The 22,431-nt window shown below is 56.0% G+C and carries 20 protein-coding genes and 1 tRNA gene; 13 read left to right on the top strand and 8 right to left on the bottom strand.

The annotated features are described in order from the left end of the window. The first annotated feature begins 342 nt into the window (after window positions 1–342). The 5 genes from ilvE (at window position 343) to F8E02_RS12475 (ending at window position 7,055) form a co-directional block, all read left to right on the top strand. Complete coding sequence (ilvE, locus tag F8E02_RS12495; RefSeq protein ID WP_317065935.1) at window positions 343–1,212, top strand: branched-chain-amino-acid transaminase; 870 nt, start codon at window positions 343–345, stop codon at window positions 1,210–1,212. 113 nt (window positions 1,213–1,325) lie between these two features. After that, window positions 1,326–1,398: transfer RNA gene (locus F8E02_RS12490), tRNA-Glu, on the top strand. Between the two features lie 507 nt (window positions 1,399–1,905). Further along, the gene (locus F8E02_RS12485; protein WP_317065934.1) at window positions 1,906–2,709 is read left to right on the top strand and encodes a hypothetical protein; all 804 of its coding nucleotides are present in this window, start codon (window positions 1,906–1,908) and stop codon (window positions 2,707–2,709) included. After that, window positions 2,709–5,951 (top strand): DEAD/DEAH box helicase, encoded by a 3,243-nt coding sequence (locus tag F8E02_RS12480; protein ID WP_317065932.1) that lies wholly within the window; start codon window positions 2,709–2,711, stop codon window positions 5,949–5,951. The genes F8E02_RS12485 and F8E02_RS12480 overlap by 1 nt, the downstream gene beginning before the upstream one ends. Before the next feature lie 831 nt (window positions 5,952–6,782). Next, a complete protein-coding gene (locus F8E02_RS12475) occupies window positions 6,783–7,055 on the top strand; it encodes a hypothetical protein (protein ID WP_317065931.1) in 273 nt (90 codons plus the stop codon). A 241-nt stretch (window positions 7,056–7,296) separates the two neighbouring features. On the opposite strand, the gene F8E02_RS12470 is transcribed toward F8E02_RS12475, so the two are convergent. After that, complete coding sequence (locus tag F8E02_RS12470) at window positions 7,297–7,842, bottom strand: MarR family winged helix-turn-helix transcriptional regulator (protein WP_317065930.1); 546 nt, start codon at window positions 7,840–7,842, stop codon at window positions 7,297–7,299. Window positions 7,843–7,960: 118 nt separating this feature from the next. Between F8E02_RS12470 and F8E02_RS12465 the strand changes: the two genes are divergently transcribed. Continuing rightward, entirely contained in the window at window positions 7,961–8,539 is a 579-nt protein-coding gene (locus tag F8E02_RS12465; protein WP_317065929.1) for a hypothetical protein, read from the top strand. Window positions 8,540–9,051: 512 nt separating this feature from the next. Further along, a complete protein-coding gene (locus F8E02_RS12460; RefSeq protein WP_317065927.1) occupies window positions 9,052–9,657 on the top strand; it encodes a sugar O-acetyltransferase in 606 nt (201 codons plus the stop codon). Window positions 9,658–9,691: 34 nt separating this feature from the next. On the opposite strand, the gene F8E02_RS12455 is transcribed toward F8E02_RS12460, so the two are convergent. Then, a complete protein-coding gene (locus tag F8E02_RS12455; protein ID WP_317065926.1) occupies window positions 9,692–10,003 on the bottom strand; it encodes a hypothetical protein in 312 nt (103 codons plus the stop codon). A gap of 53 nt (window positions 10,004–10,056) precedes the next feature. Here F8E02_RS12455 and F8E02_RS12450 point away from each other — a divergent pair, with 53 nt between their 5' ends. Then, a complete protein-coding gene (locus F8E02_RS12450; RefSeq protein WP_317065925.1) occupies window positions 10,057–11,529 on the top strand; it encodes an MFS transporter in 1,473 nt (490 codons plus the stop codon). Here F8E02_RS12450 and F8E02_RS13130 read toward each other — a convergent pair. Then, window positions 11,441–11,695, bottom strand: a complete 255-nt coding sequence (locus F8E02_RS13130) for a HepT-like ribonuclease domain-containing protein (protein WP_394357935.1) — start codon at window positions 11,693–11,695, stop codon at window positions 11,441–11,443. The two genes, F8E02_RS12450 and F8E02_RS13130, sit on opposite strands and share 89 nt — an antisense overlap. A 179-nt stretch (window positions 11,696–11,874) precedes the next feature. On the opposite strand from F8E02_RS13130, the gene F8E02_RS12445 reads away from it, so the two are divergent. Continuing rightward, window positions 11,875–12,555, top strand: coding sequence for a GNAT family N-acetyltransferase (locus F8E02_RS12445; RefSeq protein WP_317065924.1), 681 nt, complete (start codon window positions 11,875–11,877; stop codon window positions 12,553–12,555). Window positions 12,556–12,675: 120 nt separating this feature from the next. On the opposite strand, the gene F8E02_RS12440 is transcribed toward F8E02_RS12445, so the two are convergent. After that, window positions 12,676–12,903 carry a hypothetical protein gene (locus F8E02_RS12440; RefSeq protein WP_317065923.1) on the bottom strand — a complete coding sequence of 76 codons (228 nt, stop codon included), beginning with the start codon at window positions 12,901–12,903 and terminating at the stop codon, window positions 12,676–12,678. Window positions 12,904–12,915: 12 nt separating this feature from the next. Further along, window positions 12,916–13,590 carry a molybdopterin-dependent oxidoreductase gene (locus F8E02_RS12435; RefSeq protein ID WP_317065922.1) on the bottom strand — a complete coding sequence of 225 codons (675 nt, stop codon included), beginning with the start codon at window positions 13,588–13,590 and terminating at the stop codon, window positions 12,916–12,918. A 492-nt stretch (window positions 13,591–14,082) separates the two neighbouring features. Here F8E02_RS12435 and F8E02_RS12430 point away from each other — a divergent pair, with 492 nt between their 5' ends. Both F8E02_RS12430 and F8E02_RS12425 read left to right on the top strand, forming a co-directional pair. After that, the gene (locus F8E02_RS12430; RefSeq protein ID WP_317065921.1) at window positions 14,083–14,865 is read left to right on the top strand and encodes a hypothetical protein; all 783 of its coding nucleotides are present in this window, start codon (window positions 14,083–14,085) and stop codon (window positions 14,863–14,865) included. A 127-nt stretch (window positions 14,866–14,992) separates the two neighbouring features. Beyond that, window positions 14,993–16,567 carry a hypothetical protein gene (locus F8E02_RS12425; RefSeq protein WP_317065920.1) on the top strand — a complete coding sequence of 525 codons (1,575 nt, stop codon included), beginning with the start codon at window positions 14,993–14,995 and terminating at the stop codon, window positions 16,565–16,567. Between the two features lie 89 nt (window positions 16,568–16,656). Here F8E02_RS12425 and F8E02_RS12420 read toward each other — a convergent pair whose 3' ends face one another. Continuing rightward, window positions 16,657–16,833 (bottom strand): hypothetical protein, encoded by a 177-nt coding sequence (locus tag F8E02_RS12420; protein WP_317065919.1) that lies wholly within the window; start codon window positions 16,831–16,833, stop codon window positions 16,657–16,659. Between the two features lie 102 nt (window positions 16,834–16,935). Here F8E02_RS12420 and F8E02_RS12415 point away from each other — a divergent pair, with 102 nt between their 5' ends. Both F8E02_RS12415 and F8E02_RS12410 read left to right on the top strand, forming a co-directional pair. After that, window positions 16,936–17,589, top strand: a complete 654-nt coding sequence (locus tag F8E02_RS12415) for a class I SAM-dependent methyltransferase (protein WP_317065918.1) — start codon at window positions 16,936–16,938, stop codon at window positions 17,587–17,589. 237 nt (window positions 17,590–17,826) lie between these two features. Further along, window positions 17,827–20,874 (top strand): PAS domain S-box protein, encoded by a 3,048-nt coding sequence (locus F8E02_RS12410; protein ID WP_317065917.1) that lies wholly within the window; start codon window positions 17,827–17,829, stop codon window positions 20,872–20,874. 103 nt (window positions 20,875–20,977) lie between these two features. Here the strand turns inward: F8E02_RS12410 and F8E02_RS12405 are convergent, their stop codons facing one another. After that, a complete protein-coding gene (locus F8E02_RS12405; RefSeq protein ID WP_317065916.1) occupies window positions 20,978–21,259 on the bottom strand; it encodes a GYD domain-containing protein in 282 nt (93 codons plus the stop codon). Between the two features lie 164 nt (window positions 21,260–21,423). Next, the gene (locus F8E02_RS12400; protein ID WP_317065915.1) at window positions 21,424–22,317 is read right to left on the bottom strand and encodes a DUF308 domain-containing protein; all 894 of its coding nucleotides are present in this window, start codon (window positions 22,315–22,317) and stop codon (window positions 21,424–21,426) included. Between the last annotated feature and the right edge of the window lie 114 nt (window positions 22,318–22,431).

Raw genomic sequence — 22,431 nt, 5'->3', positions numbered from 1 at the left:
CCATAGGTTGTTCAGGCTTCGGGGAACGATCTCCACAGGAGCGGAGTTTGAGCACCGCGAGGCTGCGACTTCACGAAGTCATCGGCAACCCATCCTTTTCTTCGCGTTCTTCGCGCCTTCGCGTGAGGCTAAGTATAGAGATGGTGATAGGATCTCACGCGAAGCCGCGAAGCCGCGAATGAGAGTCACCGGTATCCTGCAATACTCCTCCACCGGGCGAGGCCGATCACGCTGGCCGCCGTGAGAGGCACCCGGCTTCTCCAGCCGTGGACCGGCCGCCGCACCGCCCCGGGGGAGCGTGAAGCGCAAAGCATACAAACGCCCCGGTCTCATACTGTTCATATGATCATCTACCTTGACGGCAGATATGTCCCGGAGGAGGAGGCGAAGGTCTCGGTCTTCGACCACGGCCTCCTCTACGGCGACGGCGTTTTCGAGGGGATACGCGCCTACAACGGAAGGGTCTTCCGTCTCGACGAGCATCTCGCACGGCTCTACGACTCGGCGAAGACGATCGACCTCGCCGTCCCGATCACGAAGGAGGAGATGGCGGAGGCGATCAAGGAGACGCTCCGGAAGAACAACCTGCGGGACGCCTACATCCGCCCGATCGTCACCCGCGGCAAGGGCGACCTCGGCCTCGACCCCCGGAAGTGCCCCAAGCCGACCGTCATCGTCATCGCCGTCACCTGGGGCGCGATGTACGGCGACCTCTACGAGAAGGGCCTCCGGGCGGTCTGCGTCTCGGTCAGGCGGACCCCGCCGGAAGCGATGCCGCCGAACGTCAAGAGCCTCAACTACTTGAACAACATCCTCGCGAAGATCGAGGCGAACTACCGCGGCGTCGACGAGGCGATCTTCTTCGACATCCACGGCAACATCTCGGAGGGCTCGGGAGACAACATCTTCGTCGTCAAGAACGGCGCGATCATCACCCCGCCGACCTTAAACAACCTGCGCGGCATCACGCGCCAGGTCGTGCTGGAACTCGCGCAGTCGATGGGGATCACCCTCCTCGAGCGGAACCTGGGCTACTACGACCTCTATGCAGCCGACGAGGTCTTCGTCACGGGAACGGCGGCGGAAGTCGGGCCGATCCGCGAGATCGACGGCCGCGTCATCGGGAACGGCAAGCCCGGCCCCATCACCCGGCAGCTGATGGCGGCCTTCAAGGCAGCCACCCAGAAGGAAGGAACCCCGATCGACAGGTGAGCGGGGCCTGGTCTCCGGGGCGGGGAAGTCCCGGTCCCCGGGCGGCCGGCCGGGGGTCTCCCGGCGCAACTTTTTTATCTTCAGGCATCGAAGTTGTATGGCACGTTGTGCGCGCTGCTATAGTGTAGGGGCCAATCATGTCGGCCTTTCACGCCGACGACAGGGGTTCAAATCCCCTTAGCAGCATCTTGTTTTTGAAAACGGGGATTATATAGGGTTATTTAACAAGACACTAGAGTTTTCTAGATCAAGTCCCACAATTCGACCAATTCAAAATTTGAAATTATCGTGTCATGTTGTGAAACAGCCTATGGTCTCTACGTGACGCAGAAATCTGAGGAAGACTAGGACTGACCTGAATCAGATCAGTTTGGATCTAGATGAGAGAGCGGTAAATCTATACGGCTGATTATCGATCAAGGGACAGAAAAAGGGCGATAGAAACTCCTAGTGGACAAGATTATACATGATCATTAGGGTGATCTAGACACCTCACATTAGAAATAAAACCCAGAAGCAATTTCAAGTTTCAGCAGATATAATCACGAGGATTGAATAATAAGGTTTATTATTTTACCCTTTCCAGATATAACTGTTATTGCATTCTGGAAACCAAGTGCTCAATGTCAGTAGTATCTTCGCAAGCGTATTCAACGTGATATCGGCTACCAGATGCGAAAGAGGAGATTAGACATGGCCTTGGCTGCTGGTAATACTGTTTATAGTCTCGTTTGCTCAAGGGTTACAGGATGCGGTCTATCACTAAATAATGGCGAGCTTGAACTGGCCATCAACGGCCCCGTTGCTGCATTATTGCGGGATGATGAAGGATATGCTGATATTGCTGAACTAATAACAAGCATCGATGAGACGGGTTTTGACAGACAAGAAGCACTGCGGACTCTTGAGAGAACCGGTGAGCCCGAACCTTGGCGCATAGGAGAGGCATTAGCGGAATGCTACTTGGTTGAGCACAGAGATTGCTTTTTCCCCTGGCCGGATGGAAGAGATGAACGAAAATGGGGTTCCAGTCTACCGGGAGCAGACTTGGTAGGATTTCAAGTGGATAATAATGGGTGCCGTTTTGCGTTTGGTGAAGTAAAAACATCGGGTGAGGAAGAGTATCCACCAGGTATAATGTATGGTCGTTCAGGCCTAAAGGGACAAATTGAGGATTTAAAAAATGATATTGAGGTAAAATCTGCTCTTATAAGATATCTTACGCATCGAGCAGTTAATTCATCGTGGAAGAGCGAATTTCAGCAGGCTTTTACGCGTTATATGACCTCAGATAAGTTTGATTTTTCAATTTTTGGAGTTTTAGTACGTGATGTTACAGCCCATATAGACGATCTCCGCACAAGAGTAGATAAACTGGGTGTAGATTGCTCGACCCCATTGACCATTGAGTTGTTAGCTATCTATCTACCTCAAAAAGTAATCGGATCATGGGAAGAAAAATGTCCAATATGTCTTGCTAGAGAGTGTGAGACATAATGATCACTGATGCTGCTCTTCGGGCAGTTGATGAGCATTGGGCTGTTTTCTCTATAGACGAAGAAAAGCGTAACAGGGCTATAAAAGTTGCCAACTATCGCTTGGTTAAAAACGCCCTAAAACAGGCAATGCGGGTCAACTTTGAAGAGCAAGAAGGTGACTTAGAGATATTGAGAGATCTCGCTCTAGCATATGAAATGGCCGCGATAGAAGGACTTAATACAATAATAAACCCTGCAGATGGAGACGATGCTCTACGTAACCAGGCTATTGCGGGTGCCTTTCGATCTTTCGAGATCGAAAGGCTCATGGACTTACCAGAAGCAACTGAAGATAAGATTTACCATATTCTCCATCTATCTGCACTTGCCTATTGTGGAGACCGCTGGTCTGATCTACGTCGTTGGTTAGACGAGCATGCAGATGCTATTAATATTCCCCCTGTTGTCGATGCGCCATGGGATCGACGATTATTATATCACCTCTTTGATTGCTGGCTGAGACTGTTCCGGAAGAGACAGTGGGAAGATCTTAACCAGGTCCCAAAAATAATTGCGGGGTTAAGACAAGATCAGATCGAATATGAACCCAAAGTATTAAATAACGGTTCAAATGCCGCAGATCGTGCGATGGCTCTGCGTTTAATTTCGTTCTACCACTGGGCTAAAGGTAGTGAGATCCTTGCCACATACATGCTGCAAGGGGAACCCACCGATATTACGATCCAGTTGGATAAACACTTCGAATCGAGCATCGACGCCGCAATAGCAGCGCGTGATGTACAGTTGGAAATTCTAATCAAATGGTTGCACGCTGCATCGCGTCAGATGGTGACAGGGTCAGTATGGTGGGTTGCACAGACAATTAACCCGCGATCTACTAGATTTATAAACAATATTACTAAGCAACAAAGCCTGTTTGAGTTATTACCACCTCAGCGAGCAGCTTTACGAGAACAGGGATTACTGGATCCGGGGACCACTGCGGTTATCGTTGAGTTACCTACATCGGGCGGGAAAACACTTTTAGCTCAATTCCGCATTCTTCAGGCACTGAATCAGTTCGATGTTGACAGCGGTTGGATAGCATATATTGCGCCTACAAAGGCTCTCGTTGCTCAAATCACACGTAGATTACGAAGAGATTTCGAACCAATCGGGATAAAAGTTGAACACTTAACTGGTGCAGTCGAACTAGATACGTTTGAAGAAGATCTACTGGACGAATCGAGCAATAGCCACAATTTTGACATTCTTGTGACAACTCCAGAAAAACTACAGTTTGTCATTCGAAATAAGAAACATCAGCGTCCACTGGCTCTTGTGGTAATGGACGAAGCTCAAAACATAGAGGATGAGTCCCGTGGACTTCGTATTGAGCTCCTTTTAGCAACAATAAAACAAGAATATAGAAACGCAAATTTCTTGCTATTAATGCCATATGTTGAAAACGCTCAAACACTTGCTCGATGGCTGGCTCAAGATGTAAGTGGTGGCAGGACAATAAGCATAGGAAGCACACCTTGGAAGCCTAACGAGAGAATTATTGGACTTTTTTCCGCGGAACCGGATAATACTGTTAAGGCAGGTTGGAAACTAAAATACCACACACTCACTACGACGCCTAAGACTATGCATTTGGATGGCGTGCATGAGGTGGGTAGTGTAAAACCACTAAAAGTGGCAAGAAGCAAGTTATCATTAAGTCTTCAAACAGCGGCAATGGCAAAAGTTTTCTCAGAGCGAGGTACCAGCATAGCTGTGGCATCTAGAATCGATTCAGTCTGGAATATGGCTAGAACAATTTCAGAATCGCTAGAGCCGCTCTCTCCAATCCCTGAGGAGATTTCACTAGTTAATAGATTTTTGCAGACAGAAATTAGCCCTAACTTTGAGTTAATTCAGATGCTTTCCTGCGGTGTTGGAGTTCACCATGCTGGACTTTCAGATGAGGTAAGAGCATTGGTTGAATGGTTAGCAGAAAGAAATCAACTGCGTGTGCTCTGTGCAACAACTACAATTGCCCAAGGGATTAACTTTCCAGTCTCATCTGTGTTCTTGCAAACCCGCTTTCTACCGCAGCATAATAGAGTCTCTAAAGAGATGCCGATTAGAGACTTTTGGAACCTTGCGGGTCGTGCTGGGCGTATAGATCATGACAGTGTGGGCGTTATTGGCATTGCAGCAGGAGAAAATGAAAAAGACATTATTGAGTATGTCCAACGTGCAACAGGGGAGCTGGCTTCTCGATTAGTACAGATGCTTGATGAACTTGAGGAGGCAGGACGTCTTCAGGATCTAGCGACGGTGATGGATGAGGAACAATGGGAAGATTTCCGCTGTTATGTAGCTCACCTATGGAACGAGAAAAAGAACCTCCAAGACGTTCTCTCCAACACAGAAGTGCTGCTACGAAGTACTTATGGATATGGACTACTGCGCACAACTCAGAACGGTGAGAGAAAAGCACGTGCCCTTCTAGACGCCACAAAACAATATGCAAAGAAGTTATCGAACAACCCGAACTATGCAGAACTAGCTGATACAACAGGTTTTTCTCCAGAAGGAGTTGTTAGAGCCTTAACTGGACTAAATAAACTAGAGAAGAAATTGACACCCCTCGACTGGACTCCAGAAAGTCTTTTTAAGAACAGTAACAGTGGCTTATCCAGTTTATTTGGAGTGATGATGAGAGTTCCCCAGTTGTCAAGATCTTTTTCAGAAATCGCAGGGGAAGGGTTGGAGAAGAAGCATATCGCAGAAATAACAATGGATTGGGTTTCTGGAAAGAGCGTTCATGACATTGCGACTGCTTACTTCAGAGGCGATGATACTGATGCTATAACAAATACATGCAAGGCGGTATACAAAACTCTTGTAAATAATGGATCTTGGGGCATGTCTGCTCTGAGTAAAATGTCTGGAATTAACTTCGATTCACTCTCAGAAGATGAACGGCGGAAAATTAACACGCTACCCGCAATGATCTACCATGGAGTAATGACTGAAGAAGCAGTTCTGATGCGAATGAATTTTGTCCCAAGAAGTGTAGCAGAAAATCTAGCAACGGATTTCAGGACAAAGCGCGGAGTAAATACAAATCGCAATCAGGTACAGCGGGCACGAGAATACTTGCGAGGATTAGCCATTAACGACTGGGAGCGGGTTCGTCCAAGGGACTCATACTTATCTGGAGAGGATTATATGACAATATGGGGACTTTTAACCGGTGAAAAGAGGTAGTTCCCCAGACCAATCATTCTTTGGTTTGGAAGTATCAGTTACATTTCTTCATGGAACCTCCTCGGCTCAGTATAAATGTAGGCGGGCTAATGGGGTTTCTTCACCACAAGAGTATCCGCATGTTCATCTAGTGTGACTCAGGCATCCCGGATGTTTTGACTCCATTCAAGGACATGATGGTGCGAAGAACTGCTCAGGATACGGAAAACTCCCCAGTAATGTGCCAATGAAATCCGACCAAGATATCACTTAACTCACTTGTGGTCAGTAATTCCTCACTGCTGATTCACCTCTCGCTGGTCAGCCGCACCGACCACATCCGCCGCTTTTCGTCAGTGTGCATTCTTCCTGCAGGCACCCTGTCTCGCATAGATCTCGATCTTTTCCAAGGTCTGAACAGATTTACAGCATTTCTCGAAGTCTTTGTCTTCGATTGCCTCACACACTTCCCGCCAGTTCGTGTGTCTGTACTTATCTCTGTGCCAAGTGCCGGTGCTGCTAACATCGCCGCATCCTTGGCGCGAGGTTCCTGATGGGTCGGTCTTGCAGAGTGACAACGTTATTCAGCACCTCGAATTGCCTCAACCCCAAGCCGGTCGGCTCGTAAAACAACTTCCGCTTATCGGCTAAATCTTCGAAGGTGGCAGGCGGTGACGGTCGCGGAAACCTGTTTCGTCGCCTCCCCGATGGGTATAAACCTGAGCACGGCGACAGGCACATCCGATCGCCCATGAACCCGAAAGCAGCACCAGGAGGGTGACGACCCGCAAGAGAACCATGGCCGCGGCCGGATCCGTTTGTCATATATCTTCATACAACAACCCTGAGATCATGTCTGCAAGCGCCGGATCCGCCCATTCCCCCACACTCGACACGATCCGAATGGTCGAGGACTTCCTCCGGGAGCACAGCGGCGAATACCGCCGCCGGGCACTCTGGGAACGCCTGCCGCGGAAGGTCATGTACCAGACGTTCAAGACAATCGTTGAATACCTCCAGGAATCAAATAAAATCGCTATCGACGCACAGGGGAAGGTCTGCTGGATCCATGATCCCGACCTTGTCCGGTGGTACCAGGCCCGTGAGGATCTGCGGATCAGATGAAGGCCGCGAGCGGTCATCATCGAGTGGCCAGACCATACCGGCTACGATCGCCGGTTCGGGTACTAAGTGCAGCCTTCCCCGACATTATCGGACTGCTGATCCAGGCGAAGGATAAAAGACAGGTCTCCTCGCGTGCGAAGGAGACGAACCGGCTACAGGAACAGGGGGATTTCCAGACCCATGACGCCCTCCAGGGGCGTGTCCTTGCCCGAGAGAAAGAAGGGGGCCTGTAACCACCCGATCAGACCAGCCCGGGTTGTTTTGCCGCCCTCTTCCGGGCGGATCTGTTCCGGATCTCTCTCGCCGGTTTCCACCGCCTGCACACGTCTGCAGCATATCTCAAGGCCGGCGTATCTGGTCGCCTCGCGTATCTGTCCTCGGTTCCTGTGTCCCTTCCTGCGTCTGCGCCCGAGGCTGATGCCGGCGTAACCCCTGCCCGCGGCTCCCGAGACGTCCGCCCCCCCGGAATGGCGACATCGCTCAATACCTCAAACAGCCGAAGCCCCAGACCGGTCGGCTCGTAAAATACCTTCCGCTTATCAGTAAAGTCCTCGAACTTCGCGATCTTTCTGGCAACCAGCCCGCTGTCAACGAGATCCTTCAGGACCGGACCGATGGTGTTTGGGTTCGCCTTGAACTCGCCTTTGATCTCGTTGAAGTACTTCCGGCCCCCAAGCACCAGGGCGGTATACACAGCCCACCGCAGGTCATTATTCAGTCCCATAATAGCAGCCCGGGCTTCACAGGGGACTTCACTCAGGTATTTCTCGACAACCGCCGGCTCCATATCTCACCCAACACGAATGTAAGTTATAGTGTGCTAACTAATATTAGTTCCCACCCTGAAATCAGTTAGCACATGCTAACTAATAGTTATAATACCCGAATGATAATACTTTCCAGATATGGTATCTCCATGGGAACGCTCGACCAGACAGAATGCGGATCGCAGCCGCTTCGAGAGGTTGAAACGAGAGCTTCCCATCGGCATTTACGGCTCGTTCTATCAGGAGAGAAAGAATGACCTGCTCAGATTGAGAGATGCCATGAGGAGGCACGACTACCTCAACGCATGCATATCAGAAGACTTAGACGATAGATCTCACGAATTGCAATATCGCTCAGACCCGCAATACGATCGTCTCTTAAGCAAACAACTGATCGACCGGAGTGTGGCCCATGTCTTTGTCCTCGCAATGCCGAAGAGCGACGAACCGGCCAACCTGATACAATCGGTCTCGATGGAACTGGAACGACTCACCACGCTCATGGAGTACGGACTGAAAAGCCGGCAGGACGTCATGCTCCTTGTCCAGGACGGGCTCACCGACTGCATCGCAGGAAGTGCTGGAAATGTGTGCAAGGGGCTGATCGCCGAAAAAGAGTCTGATTGGGAGATTGAATACTATACGCACATCGACACCGCCATTAAACCCACGATCAACTTCTGTTATCGATGTGTTGAAAAACAGTGGAACCGATGAACTGTAGCGAGAGCCTGGCCCGGGCTCTCGATCAGATGCCCTACCGCGCCTTCCAGCAACAGATCGTCCCATAGTCGCACCGGGAGCAGACTGTATCGGAAAGTCATTTCGCTAAAGCGTCCGGTCGAATATCGGGAGGCTTACCCGGCCAGGATTCAACCGAAAACGAGAGATGCCATCGCTCGAGGTTATGCCGCCCCGTCCCCGCTTAAAATGACAGAAATTTCTCCTCCCCTCTCACCTCCATCATCGTGCTCCTCGTGGCGGTCGTGGCCGCCATCAGTGTCCTGACGTTACCGGTGACGCACCTGACGATTATCTGACGATTCGCTTCTCATTTTCTCTCTGCCAGAACGTAAGCCGTCGAGCGCCCCCGGCCATTCTATTGGGTGCATGGCCGGAGCGCCGGCCGCCCTCCCCGACCATCTAAGGACGATCACACCGGGCCGGTCACGGTTCATGATCAACCTTTTCTCCAGTGCCTCAACTATACCCGGATGAGGCGACCGGCTATGACAGAGAAAGAGAGGATGGTATGCGGAGAACTCTATTTCGCATACGACGAAGAACTGAAGCGGGACCGCCAGAGAGCCAGAAGATTGACACGACTATTCAATGGGACGACTGAAGAGGAACTGGCATATCGGACAGAGTTGCTCAAGGAACTCTTCCAATCCACAGGCGAGCAGATCTTTATCGAACCGCCGTTTCGCTGCGATTACGGCAGTCACATCCGTATCGGCGACAATTTTTACGCGAACTATGACTGCATCATCCTTGATGTCTGCGACGTGACCATAGGCGATCACGTCTTCTTCGGCCCCCGGGTCGGCGTCTATACCGCCGCACACCCGATCGACGCAGGGGTGAGAAATGCGATTCTCGAGTATGGAAGACCGATAACGATAGGCAACAGCGTCTGGGTTGGGGCGGATGTTGTCATCAATCCGGGAGTAACAGTCGGGAACAACGTGGTAATAGGTTCCGGCTCCGTCGTGACGAAAGATATACCGGATAACGTGATCGCCGCCGGCAATCCGTGCAGGGTCCTGCGTCCGATAACGGTTGAAGATAGGGATTACTGGGAGAAGAGGAGAAGAGAATACATGGAAAATTAACCTGGGAAAAGAGAACTCGTTTGTAACAACGGTTCTACGAGCCGACAACTCCCGTAAAAGAGGTGACGGCAGCTGTATGGCGGACTGTTTTACTGCTGCCGCACAGTAGAGAGGATGTATGGTGGTTCGTTTTGATACAACACTTTCTCTTCTGGCCGGCGGGAGACATCCCCTCCCGCTCGCTCTCACCGGCCACCGCATCGTACTCCCGCTCAGCGACTGCGAGGACGGCATGTGCCTGAAACCCACCGGATCCCCGGCCCGCCGGAACTGCCCGGCCGCATAGAGGAATCGAAAGGTATTTGAATTCAAAATTGACTTTCCTCGCATTCAGCTTCGCGATCATGCTCATCCGTATTTCCTGCGACGCAATCCAGGAGTCAGGGAGATGTACATAATATGAATCTTCCCCCGCAGCCGGCAGACGTCAACGAATTTGATGTGGAGTATGCCTACCGGACGATGTTCATCCTCGTAGGATTCAACTTCATGATCCTCTACATCGAAGGAATGCTGACCCCGTCGCTCCCGTCGATTGCAGCCGGTTTCGGCATCAGCAGCGCGGAAGTCAGCCTCGTCCTTGCCCTCTATTTCGTGTCCGGCATTGCCCTTGCCCCGATCGTCGGGAAACTGGGGGACATCTACGGGAAGAAAAGAATCCTCGTCTACGTCCTCCTCGTCTACTCGGCTGCCATCACCATGACCGGGTTCTCACCCACCTTCCCCTTCATGCTCGTCTCAAGAGCCGTCCAGGGGGTCGGTCTCGCCGTGATGCCGCTTGCCATGAGTATCTTCCGGGAGGAGTTCCCCCGTGAAGTGATCCCGCGGGCGCAGGGTATCATCAGCGGGATGTTCGGCATTGGAACCGCGATAAGCCTGCCTCTCGGCGCCCTGGTATCGAACATGTTCGGCTGGCAGACCACCTACCACACGGCGATCCCCTTTGTGCTGCTGCTCACCTACCTCGTGTACAGCCAGGTGCGGGAATCCCCATACACCCGTCCCGGCGCAAAAGTCGATCATATCGGGGCAGCGCTTCTCGGCGGCTCGCTGGTGTTGATCGTGCTGGCAATCTCCCTGTCCCCTGCGCTGGCCGGGTCTGGAGTGAACCCCCTCTGGCTGCTTGCCGCCGGACTGCTCCTCCTCCCCCTTCTGGCAGTATACGAGCAGTATTACCAGAAGAATGTCGGTGACCCCATCCTCAACCTGCGGCTGCTCTCGATGCGCAACGTCGCACGCACGCATGTCACCTTTGCCATAGCAAGTCTCGGGATGTTCCTGGCGTTCCAGGCGTACGCGTACAGGCTCGAACTGCCGCCCCCCGTCGGGTTCGGGTTTGACATCTTCATGGCCGGGCTCTCTCTCCTCCCCTTCGCTGTCGCCATCGCCATCTTCGCACCGTTGACCGGGAGGCTTGTTCCCCGCTTTGGTGTGAAACCCGTCGCTCTCGCCGGGGCGGTCGTGGGTGCCTCTGGCTTTCTGTTGAGTTCAGTCTCGGAAAGTTCAACATCTTTTATCTTCGCCATATTTGTCACCGGATCGGGAATCGCCATGCTGAACGCCTCGACGATCAACCTGCTCGTCCTGACCGTTGATCCCCAGGATATGGGCATTGCGACATCCATGAATGCCGTCTTCCGCAATCTCGGGCGCAGCATCGGGGCCCCGATTGCCGGAGCCCTTATCGCCACGTTCACTGTAACCGTTACCAGCAACGGGACCCTGCAAACCCTGCCCACAGCCCAGGCCTTCCAGTACACGTTCTCTATCGCGGCGGCTCTCTTCATCCTGATAGCGTTCGTAATCTTCGGTGCGGAGGAGGTTTTAGGTCCGGGAGCCAAAGATACCGGACCCTCCACGCAGGGGAGATAGGCACCCTCCTGATATCCCGGAGGAGCGTCGGTTTCGCTGCATAGTAAGAGTGGACGCTGATCTCCCGTAGTCCGGCAATCTTCCGCCACTCGACCTCCGGGCTGCGGGCGGTGACGCTCAGGGAGATCCGGTTCGTCGCCTCCCCGATGGTGATGAGCCTGAGCACGACGGCAGGCACATGCGGTCGCCCACGAATCCCTCGAACGTCCGGCCCCCGGCCAGTTCAGGAAGAGATCGGGACGTTGCTTCAAAACGGCACCATAGCAGGCATGCAGGCGTTTTTTGTAAAAAGTCTCCCCGATGCCGTCCGGGATTTATAAGTCCGGCCAGCCCAAACACTGAGCCATGGAAAGACCCCCCGGGGACGCCACCCACCCCGATCACCCCTGCTCCCCCGTCTATCTCCCCTTCAAAACGGCCGACGTCGAAGAGGCGGCACGGCTCTACACCGACGTCTTCATCGCCGACGAGCCGACAACGCACCGTCATGCGCCGGACCCGGAGATCTTTCTGCCGTATGCACGGCGGTACGCCGAATTTCTTGCGGGAAAAGAGCTCAGCCATATCGCCCGCGACAGTCGGACAGGCGAGATCGCCGGGTTCATCTTCTGCCTCGACCTCACCGGCGACCTCGCGGCCGAAGGGGCGACGATGGCGGAGTTTCTTGCGCAGTTCCGTGAAACCGTCGAGATGATCGACGAACTGGAAGAACAGTATATCGAGCGGGACAGGATCGCCGCAGGCACCGTGCTGCATGTCTTCCAGATCGGCGTGGCCCGGCCGTACCGCGGGCGCGGGCTGGCACAGGCGATGATCCGGCACGCGCTTCTCTCTGCCCGGAGGCGTGGGTTTTCCCGGGCGGTTGCCGATTGCACCGGCCCGGCCTCCAGAAGAGCGTTTGAGCGCTGCGGCTTTGTGCAGGCGGGCCATCTACCCTACGATTCGTTCAGCAGGAACGGCGTTGCATTCTTTTTGGGCATCGACGGCGGGATCTCCCTGATGGTCGGGGAGATCGAGACGGCATAGCACCCCGGCAGGCTCCGAACGAACATGGCTCGCAAAACCGAACATCTCGATGATGTGAACGGTATCCCGGGACCCCATCGCGCTCCTCCGGCTCCCGGGGAGGCATCATCGCAACGGGCATCACCTCCTGAAGATCCCGCAGGAGTAGTACAGGTGCAGCACCAGCACGATCAGGAACGGGCCCCAGAGGAGGAAGTGGATCTGCTGGGAGAGCGCCTTATCGAGAAGCCCGAACGTCAGGGACCGGACGAGCCAGGGTTCCGTGATCCCAAAGCCGCTGATCACGAAGAGGAGCGTTAATACGAGGAGGGTCCGGGAGACCAGTTTCCGGTAGGCGAACCGCACCATCCCTCTTCCTCCCTATCCCCGGTCGAAGAAAGACCGGTCGAGGCTCCCGTTGTTCGAATACCCCCGGCTCTCCCAGTAGCCGCGGTAGTTCGCATCGTCGGATACCTCGATCCGGGTCACCCATTTCACCCACTTATAGCCCCAGCGGTCCTCGGCCACCAGCTGGAAGGGGAACCCCCGCTCCGCCGGCAGGGTGACGTTGTTCATGGCATAGGCCAGCAGGATGTCCCTGTCCTCGATGTAGGCGAGGGGAAGCGAGGAAGAGTAGCCGTCCGCAGCGTAGAAGATGACCGTATTCGCCCCCGGTTTTACCCCTGCCTCCAAAAGGAGGTCCTCCACCCGTATCCCCTCCCAGAGGATGGTGACGTCCCAGCCTTCCACGCAGTAGAGGGTAACGACCTTGCGGTAGCGGGGGAACCGTTCCATGAGCGCATCGTAGGAGTATTCCTCCCGGTCCTCCACCAGCCCGTCGACGGTGAGCGTATACGTGCTTGCATTCACGTACTGCGGACCGCGGATCGAGTTCTCACGAAAATCTGTAATCGAGGAGAGCTGCTCCCCCTGGTACTCCCGCACCTCCGCAGGTGCAAGATCCGTCACTCCCTGTCCGTCCCCCGCCAAGTCGAGGGCGTAGAGGACGGCGATGACGCCGATCAGCAGTATGACCACGATCTGAGCCGTGCGCATGAACGTTCCTCCATATATGATTCCAGGATCTGCTGGTGTGTGGCACCCGGCCCGTATAAATAAACTGCAGTCATCCGGCGAGGAGATTCGCAGGCCGGTTGCGCTGTTCCCGACGACGTGCGCCCTCCTTCCAGCAGTCTAGTCTCGATCGCTTCCCCCCGGAGGCGCAGATCTTCTCTTCGCTCCCCATTTCTGCGGTGCCTCCGCCCGCTCCTTGGGCTCCCCGGTGACCGGCATCAGTGCACGAGACCGATAAGCACCGCAAACTCACTTGCAACGACGCCGGCCTCATCAACGGATTCGTGACAGAACCTCATAAGCCGAATTTAGAGGTGAAGATTGGCCTGCTGAAGCCCTGATTAACTGTTGACTTTGGATAGGGTTTTCACCTCGCATTGTCAAAACACGATTGCTCAAGGATGAAAATCAAAGAATTCGATTTACAAGTCGCAAAGAATAAAAGTTATTGAGTGAACCTCAACTGCGGCTGGTATGAAGATACTTGTTCTAAATAAAGGGGCATATAGAGACTTTCGCGAGAGCCTCACCTACTCGGACGAGCATATTGATCTGCAGGATCAGAAAATTAAGCAGATGAAATATGGAAACATCATTGCGTCTGCTCCTCGAACGATTCTTCCGGGCGGGGTATTCTTTCATTTTGAGGCAGTTCCGGACATCTGCACGCTGAGTGCCGAACTGAGATCTTTTTATGGTATCAATTACGAGCAAGTGCTGACCGAAGGTCCGAATGGGATCTACTACTCCGGACCGCTGATGTGGGAACAGTGTAAAAAATCCCCGTTCCGCCACCCTTCTTCCTGGGATTTCAGAAGAATCCTGGTCTTTAGCGATGGAGATATCATTGCCAGGAAAAGTATAGCGTCCGGTACGAGTAGAGAGGCGTTCAGGAAAGAGTACCCCGATGCAGATGAACTTATCGAAGTCTGGTGCGTGGAATGGGAATACTACGATAAGTACGTGCTTAACTATTGGTTTGAGTGGAGAGGGCCATGCCTATGGGGAGAGAATATCAGGGCCCATGAAAAATACGGCTATGCAATAAACATCGATAATTTGCCCCTCGCGCCCCGGATGAAAGAACGCGTGGAAGCGATGATCCAGTGGCACGATACCGCTCTTGATTGGGACAACCCTGGGGGCGCCAGCCCCTGGACCGATGAAGAAAACGAGCGCTTTGATAAAGCCGCGACAGAACTGTATGAGGATCTGAAAAAAGAGCTCGGCGACGAGTTCGAGGTCCGGCGACGTTAACGTAGCAGTTTTATAGCCACCTGTGCCCACCATAGGCAGTAATCGGTCTCGGCCGAGAAGCCCCTCCCAATTCTCACTTATCTGGAACGTTTTTCCCGAACGCACACGATCCTCACGGAGAACTACAATGCCGACGCGGGAGACGGGTGCCGCAGCCGGAAACCACGCCTCATTTGGAAAGATTTTTGCCACGCGAGGTGGGATAAAATGTCTCATGATTAAATCTCGCTTGAGAGATCGCTGTTATGGAATTGCCGGCATTTTGACCATCCTCCTCTTAATATGTGTCCAGCCCGCATCTGCCGCACCGGAGCAGTCCCTGGTAAACTCATCGGATGCCCCCGAGGTCACGTCCTGGATAACCGTCGCCGGCGTGCCTGAAGTCTACCTGGAAAGCCTCCTTAAGACGCCGGACGGCGGATACGTGTACCTGGGGTGTACAGGGAGTTATATCGACAATCAGGGCGAATCGGCACGGGACATCGTGGCGGGCGAAATGAGCAAAGCCGGTGTGGTGCTGTGGCAGGTGACACTCGGGGATACGCCGGTTTATGCGAGGTCCCTGATCCAGAGCGCCGACGGCGGATACCTGGTCCTCGGCTACAACGAGTCCTACGGGAAGTATCGTACGGACATCGCTACCGGCAGCACGACATGGCTGGTCAAGTTGAGTCCGAAAGGCGAGATTCAGTGGCGCAAGGATGCCATCGGCGGCACAGACTACGGGATGGGGATCGAGATTATTCCTGCCCGTGATGGCGGCTACGTTTTCGTCGGGCAGGCCCTCAACAGGGACGACTATACGAACCATCTCATGAGCGCCGATAAGAAAAAGGAGATGGTGGAGGGACTGCCGATTTCATCGATTCCGGATGAACTATTTGCCGAAGTAACCATGTCGTCCTATCTTGACATCTGGATCGTGAAACTGGACTCAAAGGGCGAGGTGGAATGGCAGAAGACATATGGCGGGACGGACAGCGAACTGGCCTATGCCATCATTCCGGATGGGGACGGCGGTTACGTCGTGCTTGGAGACGCACGGTCGATGGATGGCGACGTGTCCGGCAGCCACGGATCGAGGGACATCTGGATACTCAACGTGGACTCCGGCGGGAATCTGAAATGGCAGAAGGCGATCGGGGGAAGCAGTTTAGACAGAGCGACAGGGGCCGTCCGGACGCCGGACGGCGAATATATCATTCTCGGCGTTACACTGTCGAAAGACGGCGACCTAGCGCAGCGCAATGGAGGCGGCTCTTCCGTGGTCGCAAAACTCCTGCCGTCGGGGAACCTCGACTGGATACAGAGCATCGGCGAGAAGAACCCTGGTCTATTCCACGCCATGACATCCACGCGAGACGGAGGATGCGTTATTGCGGAGCGTCCGTATTCAGGCCAGGACGAGCGGCTCGTACGTCTCGATGACGCCGGGCAGACCCTGTGGCAGATGACCGTTGAGAATGTGAGCAGCACCATCGACCTCCGGCCCATCGTCGGGGGGATCGCTATCACCGGGTTAGATCAGCAAGGGAATGTCTGTTTCTTCACACTCGGAGATGAGGAGGCCGGACTCCTTCCCGGACAGGCGGATGCATCCGCACAGGCGCCCGGCCCCTCGGCCCCCCTTTCCCTGTGGTCACTGATTGCCGCCCTCGGTATCTCAGCAATCGTTCTCGCAAGACGTCGATCAGGGAGATAAAAGACTACTATCTTCTTTTACCGGCATTCTCCCTCGATCGATCGCCCCGGAAGCGCAGAACAAGAAATACGCCCTCGCCTCTTTGTTCCTCACCCCAGCGGTGCCTCCGCCCGCTTCCAGGGCTCCCCGGCAACGAACATCTGCAGCAGGAGACCGGCAGGTGCCATGACCAGGATCATTGTCCTAGCGTCCGGGTCGGTGAAGTTGAGGGCCGCCATCGCCAGCGCGACCGCGAAGTTGAACCGGGTGGTCCCGACAGCGAGCATCAATTTTGTGCCCCTGCCCGGCCCCCTCCACGGCGAACGCACTACCCCCGCCCCTGAGAATATAACCCATGAGCAACAGTCGGAGTACGGGGGAGAAACCGCATGGCAAAAGCAAAGGTGGAATACTGGTCGAGGTCGTCGCCCACTTACGACACCTCGGTAGATGCCTCGCTCGGGGGGAATACCCGCCCGCTCGTGAACAAGCTGCTGAAGAAAGAGAAGGATCTCGGTGTAGTCGTCGAGTTCGGGTGCGGGACCGGCTACTTCACCAGAACGCTCGCGGAGAGAGCAGAGAGCGTGGTCGCGACGGACTTCTCCGACGATATGCTCCGGATGGCCGAAGAGCACCTGAAAGGCTGCAGCAACGTCCGGTTCCAGAACGTCGATTGCCAGCACACCCCGTTTGCGGACGCATCGTTCGATACAATCTTCGCCGGGTTCGTCATTCCCTGCGTGGACGACAAAGTACAGGCCCTGCGGGAGAGCCACCGGATCTTAAAGCCCGGCGGCAGGTTGATCGTCGCAAATCCCAACATCCTGCTTCTTCCGGGGATCGGCAAGGCGAAATTCCTCCTGCGGGCCCTAATCGCGTGGCGGGGGCACCTGCCCCCCGTGAGTTTCTGCTCCGTCCGGGACCTCGTCGAAGGGACGGGGCTTGTGCCGGCAGAGCTCAACGTGGTCCGGGACTCTGCCGTCGCGTCGAGTGCTCCAGTCGAGTACGCCGTGTTGGTAAAGCCCCGATCGGTCCGGACATAAAAACTGCTTTGATAGGGGGCGACAACCCCTGTCGAAGGCAACCGGGAGCCCGGCAGGGGGATGCACCGGCACCCACAGATACGCCGTCCTCCAGCAGGCCCGCACAATCCAGAGGAGCGAACCCCCATAGCAGCCCCCTGCCCGAAACTCACAACGTCCGGACCAGACTCCGATCGGCTATCGGTTGAAAAATAGGCACGAGTATAAGGAAGGAGGCCAAATAGATTTCTGACTACGATGAGCAAGGGTACCCGGACACCCGATCTGCCCGAATGTCGGCAAAAGGACAGATCGGCAGGCACGTTCACCTTCAACCCGCAAACACTCAGCATCTCCCGGCTCACCGATGCTTTCGCCGGCATGCTCGGCTACCTGCCGGAGGACCTCGCCTCCCTCACGCTCTCAAGCATATGGCCGGATGCAGCACAACGAGAACAATTCTGCCGGAAACTTAACGACCGGAACGCGGTCGCGGATTATCCCGCCACTCTCGCCCGCCGGGACGGTACGCTCCTGCCCGTGACAATCGCCGCATCCTCCCTCCCGGAGACGGAGATAGTCTGTATCGTCTCTTCTCGGACGCAAACCGCAGAGATCCAGCAGATCTGCAAGGCCATGCCCGACGCCGTCCTCATCCTCGACCGGGACGGCACCGCCCTCTTTGCCAACAGCGCCGCCGCAACGCTTGTCGGCCTCACCTCCCCGGACGACCTGCTCGGCAGAACCCCGATGGAGTTCGTCCATCCCGACTACGCCGAGGCCGTCGTCCGGGATCTGGCAAACGTCCTGTCCGGGCACGACGGCTACCTCGCCCACTACCTGATGCGGGACCTTCAGGGGAACGAGAAGTGGGTCGAGGGGCTCGGCACGAGAGTCCCGTTCAACGGGCGGGAAGCAAACCTCGTCACGCTCCGCGACATCACCGGGAGGAAGAGCGTCGAGGGCGAACTCGCCCGGACCAACCAGCGGTACCGCGACCTCTACCGCCTCGTCCGGATGATGTGCGACAACGTGCCGGACCTCATATGGGCAAAAGACATGGAGGGGCGATACCTCTTTGCGAACAAGGCCATCTGCGAGAAACTCCTCAACGCGGCAGACACCGATGAGCCGCTCGGCCGGACGGACCTCTTCTTTGCCGAACGCGAGCAGCAGGCCCGGCCCGACGACCCGGCCTGGCACACTTTCGGCGAGATCTGCCGGGACTCCGATACGATCGTCATGGAAAACGGAGAGCCGGCGCGGTTCGACGAGTTCGGGAACGTCAGGGGGGAGTTCCTCTTCCTCGACGTCAGCAAGGCACCGTTTCGTGACGAGAGCGGGCGGACGATCGGGACCGTGGGATGCGGCCGCGACGTGACCGGGGAGCGGCAGGTGGAAGAGCGGCTCCGGTGGAACGAAGCCCTCCTCTCCCGGATGGCGCAGGCCTCCCCGCTCGCCTATTACGTCGTCGACAATCGGACCGACACCATCCTCTACTTCAACAGCAGGTTCTGCGAGATGTGGGGGCTCTCGCACCTGGAGGATGAGATGCGGGCTGGGGACCTCAAGAACAGCGATATCATCCCCCTCTGCATCCCGCTCACCCGTGACCCGGCAGCGGTCGATGCGTCCAGCGCACCGCTCCAGGATGAAGAGAACCGCGCCGTGGTCGAAGACGAGATCGAGTTCATTGACGGGCGGCATATCCGGCGGGTCTCCACACAGATCCGCGATCAGGATAACCGGTATTTCGGGAGGCTCTACCTCTTTGAGGATATCACCGGGCGGAAGAAGGCGTCCGAGGCTCTCCGCCGGCACGATGCCATCATGGGCGCGGTGAACTTTGCGGCGGACAAATTCCTCAAGGAGACGGACTGGAAGGGGCAGATGCCGGAGGTTCTCGAGCGGTTCGGCAGGGCCACCGACGTCAGCAGGGTCTACGTCTTTGAGAACGGTAAGGACCCCGGGACCGGCGAGCCCGTCTGCAGCCAGCGATGGGAGTGGACGGCGGAGGGCGTCGCTGCGGAGATCGATGAACCGGAGTCGCAGAATATTTCCTACAGAGAGATGCCCCGCTGGCATGAGGCGCTCTCGGCCGGGGGATCGATCGCCGGGCCGGTGCGGACGTTCCCCGACTACGAGCGGGAATACTTCGAGCCGAGGTTGATCCGGTCCGTCGCGGTTGTGCCGGTCTTCGTCAACGAGCAGTGGTGGGGTTTCATCGGGTTCGACGAGAACCGGAGGGAGCGCATATGGTCGCCGGCAGAGCTCGACGCACTCCAAGCGGCGGCAAGCATCATCGGCTCCGCCATCCTGCGCACGATGAACGAGGAGGTCTACCGGAACCCGGTGGAGCACTCGCCGGTGGGGGTCTACCTCTATCAGGATGACCGTTTCGCGTATGTCAACCCGCGGTTCGCCGAGATCTTCGGTTATACACGTGACGAGCTCCGGACTCCCGGCACACACGCCGCCCTGGTCGACCCGGAGGAGAAGGAGGAGTTCCGCAGGCGGCTACAGGCCCTGCTCCGCGGCAAGACCGGGTCGGAGCACCACGAATTCTGCGGGGTGCATCGGGACGGGCATGCTATCTTTCTTGAGAACTTCGCTACCCGCCTCCTCTTCGAGGGGCGGCCGGCGATCGTCGGCAACCTGGTGGACGTGACCGACCGAAAACAGGCGGACGAGGCGCTGAGGTATTCAGAGGAGCGGCTGAAGATCCTCTTCGAGTGCGCCCCGGATGCCTTCTTCCTCACCGACATGAACGGGATCCTGATCGACGGGAACCGGGCGGCCGAAAGACTGGCGGGCAGCCTGAAGGAGGAGTTCATCGGCAAGAGCCTTGTCGAAGCCGGATTCGTGCCGCGGGAGGAACTGCCAAAGGTAGAGATAATGCTCGGTCGGCTCACGGCCGGGACCGCTGCCGGCCCGATTGAGTTTTTCCCCGTCGACAGGGACGGCACCCGGTTCACCATAGAGATAACGGCATTTCCGGTGACGATCGACGGCCGGCAGCTGGTGCTCACAAGCGCCCGCGACACCTCCGAGCGGCAGCAGCTGGAAAACCTCAAGAAGAGGGCGCTCCTCCAGATCGAGGAGAACATCGAGCAGCTCGCGATCTTGAACGACTCCATCCGCAACCCCCTCACCGTCATCGTCGCCCTTGCGGAGATGGGGGATACGGAGATCGACAGAAAGATCATGGAGCAGGCCTGGGCCATCGACGCGATCATCGACCGGCTCGACCAGGGATGGCTGGTCTCAAGGAAAGTGAAGGAGTACCTGAAGAAGCACTACACATGACTCCCCCCCTGAAGTGGGGGCATGCCCTCTCCCGGCATGGCGGTCGCAGGAGAAAAACCGTTGCGGATCTGCCTCCTTCCGGGAGAGGGATCGGGCGGAGAACCTACTCAACAACCATTTCTGGCCAGTCCAGCGGCAACCCCTTCTTCGGGACGGCCACGAGAGTCTCTATCTCCATCCGATCGGCCCGGTTCAAGGAGAGGTTCATCGCCACTTTCTCGTTCGGGGCCTCAAAGATGGCCACGGTATCGTACCTCCCGAGCGTCCAGTAGACGCCCAGGTATCGTACCTCTCCTCTCGTATCGGCCGCGATATCTTTCAGGTTCTGAACGATGACTTCCTTGCTCATCGGGGCTTTCATTTTGGCCAGTGCAATGAAAAGCATGGTTCACCAGAGTCCCATTTCAGGTAGTTGAAGATGAGAGAGAGGGCAATATAAATGCACCTCTTTTGAACCGCTTCAAATGTTCATCCGGAAAAGGGAGCCGGGAGTTCATCGCCGGAAAGGGGCCGACACCCCGCTGCAGGACGGTCGGAGGACCGCGAGGGTCATCCCCCCGCCCCCATCAGGCGGGCGGCGTTCCTCAACCCGTAGGCATCGAGGACCAGAAAGCCACCACTCATGAGCACGATCCCGGCGAGCAGGGAGAGGAGGAGCTCAACCAGCTCTTCGGGCAGGGTTACTGCGAGGACACCGAGAGCCAGCGAGCTTACGCCCAGCCCGAACGTATACCAGAAACCCGTCGTTAAGCTACCTCTCTTCCGGAACACCCGGAGCAGCGTGACGACCGCGCTGGAGAAGAACCAGACCGCGAGAATCAGCAGAATAAGGAGGAGATAGAGCTCCCAGAGGACGAAGAGAACGATACCTGCACCGGCCAGCATACCGCCCCGGACGATGTCGCCGTCTGCATGCTCTTTGCGGTCCCTCTGCCGGACGCCCTTGATCATCGTGAGGAGGCCGAAGAGGAGAACAAAGGAGGGCAACAGTACGGCGAAGACGGCTACAGTCTCGTAGAGTGTCAGGAGGAGGAGGACGGCGCCTATCGCGAGCAGGACCGCGCCGAGGCCCATCCGGAGTCTCCAGCTCATCTGCTGATCGGCAAGGCGCTGCCGGGGACCTCGCCGCGTCGCATCTCTGCCCGTCACGAAGATGGTCTCCATCGTCTCGTGGATCATGAGGAGAAGGGGAGCGTCGTCGACCAGGTGCATGATGGGGTTCTTCTCCGGGTCGTAGCGGTCCATGTGGACGCGGTACTCCGAGACGGTCTCGTGGGCGTGGTACTGGCCCTTCCGGTAACTCGCGACGGTCTCGGGACTCGGCACGTTGATCGGCGACCGTTTCCAGTCAGGTCCGAGCGGCTCGGTCACCACGGCCTTCGGGACGACGACCTGAAAGACCCCCTGGTGCAGGGCATCGAGATACGATTCAAGCGTGCTCAACCTTGCTCCCTCCTCAACGGATCCGGCTTCTCCTCGGGATGTACCGGTACTGCCGGAGTTGTCTCTCCGGGACTGACCGAAACATTACGCCAGAGTTAATAACACTATTTCCGG

The sequence above is a fragment of the Methanoculleus caldifontis genome (assembly GCF_032842345.1).
Lineage (GTDB): Archaea > Halobacteriota > Methanomicrobia > Methanomicrobiales > Methanoculleaceae > Methanoculleus > Methanoculleus caldifontis.
Note: the sequence above shows the minus strand (reverse complement) of the source record. Positions and strands in the feature narration are given on the sequence as shown.

Bases quoted from the DNA above. Each gene is read 5' to 3' on its own strand.
- ilvE (WP_317065935.1), top strand. From the start codon at position 343: ATGATCATCTACCTTGACGGCAGATATGTCCCGGAGGAGGAGGCGAAG.
- F8E02_RS12485 (WP_317065934.1), top strand. From the start codon at position 1,906: ATGGCCTTGGCTGCTGGTAATACTGTTTATAGTCTCGTTTGCTCAAGG.
- F8E02_RS12480 (WP_317065932.1), top strand. From the start codon at position 2,709: ATGATCACTGATGCTGCTCTTCGGGCAGTTGATGAGCATTGGGCTGTT.
- F8E02_RS12475 (WP_317065931.1), top strand. From the start codon at position 6,783: ATGTCTGCAAGCGCCGGATCCGCCCATTCCCCCACACTCGACACGATC.
- F8E02_RS12470 (WP_317065930.1), bottom strand. From the start codon at position 7,842: ATGGAGCCGGCGGTTGTCGAGAAATACCTGAGTGAAGTCCCCTGTGAA.
- F8E02_RS12465 (WP_317065929.1), top strand. From the start codon at position 7,961: ATGGTATCTCCATGGGAACGCTCGACCAGACAGAATGCGGATCGCAGC.
- F8E02_RS12460 (WP_317065927.1), top strand. From the start codon at position 9,052: ATGACAGAGAAAGAGAGGATGGTATGCGGAGAACTCTATTTCGCATAC.
- F8E02_RS12455 (WP_317065926.1), bottom strand. From the start codon at position 10,003: ATGATCGCGAAGCTGAATGCGAGGAAAGTCAATTTTGAATTCAAATAC.
- F8E02_RS12450 (WP_317065925.1), top strand. From the start codon at position 10,057: ATGAATCTTCCCCCGCAGCCGGCAGACGTCAACGAATTTGATGTGGAG.
- F8E02_RS12445 (WP_317065924.1), top strand. From the start codon at position 11,875: ATGGAAAGACCCCCCGGGGACGCCACCCACCCCGATCACCCCTGCTCC.
- F8E02_RS12440 (WP_317065923.1), bottom strand. From the start codon at position 12,903: ATGGTGCGGTTCGCCTACCGGAAACTGGTCTCCCGGACCCTCCTCGTA.
- F8E02_RS12435 (WP_317065922.1), bottom strand. From the start codon at position 13,590: ATGCGCACGGCTCAGATCGTGGTCATACTGCTGATCGGCGTCATCGCC.
- F8E02_RS12430 (WP_317065921.1), top strand. From the start codon at position 14,083: ATGAAGATACTTGTTCTAAATAAAGGGGCATATAGAGACTTTCGCGAG.
- F8E02_RS12425 (WP_317065920.1), top strand. From the start codon at position 14,993: ATGCCGACGCGGGAGACGGGTGCCGCAGCCGGAAACCACGCCTCATTT.
- F8E02_RS12420 (WP_317065919.1), bottom strand. From the start codon at position 16,833: ATGCTCGCTGTCGGGACCACCCGGTTCAACTTCGCGGTCGCGCTGGCG.
- F8E02_RS12415 (WP_317065918.1), top strand. From the start codon at position 16,936: ATGGCAAAAGCAAAGGTGGAATACTGGTCGAGGTCGTCGCCCACTTAC.
- F8E02_RS12410 (WP_317065917.1), top strand. From the start codon at position 17,827: ATGAGCAAGGGTACCCGGACACCCGATCTGCCCGAATGTCGGCAAAAG.
- F8E02_RS12405 (WP_317065916.1), bottom strand. From the start codon at position 21,259: ATGCTTTTCATTGCACTGGCCAAAATGAAAGCCCCGATGAGCAAGGAA.